Source organism: Photobacterium aquae, assembly GCF_001029445.1.
GTDB lineage: Bacteria > Pseudomonadota > Gammaproteobacteria > Enterobacterales > Vibrionaceae > Photobacterium > Photobacterium aquae.
The window spans coordinates 1-467 of record NZ_LDOT01000080.1 but is presented as its reverse complement, the minus strand read 5'-3'; the positions used below and the strand labels follow the sequence as shown (position 1 = coordinate 467).

Genomic DNA, 467 nt, shown 5'->3' with positions numbered 1-467 from the left:
GCGATAGCGCCTTAGTGGATACGGGGGCCGCACCGGCTCCATTAGTGGAACTGCAGGGTGACAGCAACAGTGACGGTATCTACAACAGTGTTGAACTGGGCGCTGACGGCACCGTTACCGCCAAAGTGACGTTGGCCTCGGGTACTGTCGAGGGCGATCGGATCATTATCACCGACACCAACGGCAACGTGCTGGTTGACCGTGAAGTGACCGCTGCTGACCTAACCAACGGTATTTGGGTCGAAGGTTCAGTAGTCGGCGACAAGGTCGAAGTGACCGCGCAGGTGATCGACAAGGTTGGTAACCCATCCCCGGAAGCCAGCGACAGTGCTTTGGTCGACACTGGCGCCGTATCGGCCCCGAGTGTTGAACTGTTGGGTGACAGCAACAGTGACGGTATCTACAACAGCGCCGAACTGGGTGCTGACGGCACCGTTACTGCCAAGGTCACCTTGGATGCCACGACG

The 467-nt window shown here is 58.5% G+C and carries 1 protein-coding gene; it reads left to right on the top strand.

From position 1 onward, the window contains the following. Positions 1–467 (top strand): hypothetical protein (locus ABT56_RS24360; RefSeq protein WP_047881228.1); only part of this gene is annotated, 467 nt, incomplete at both ends.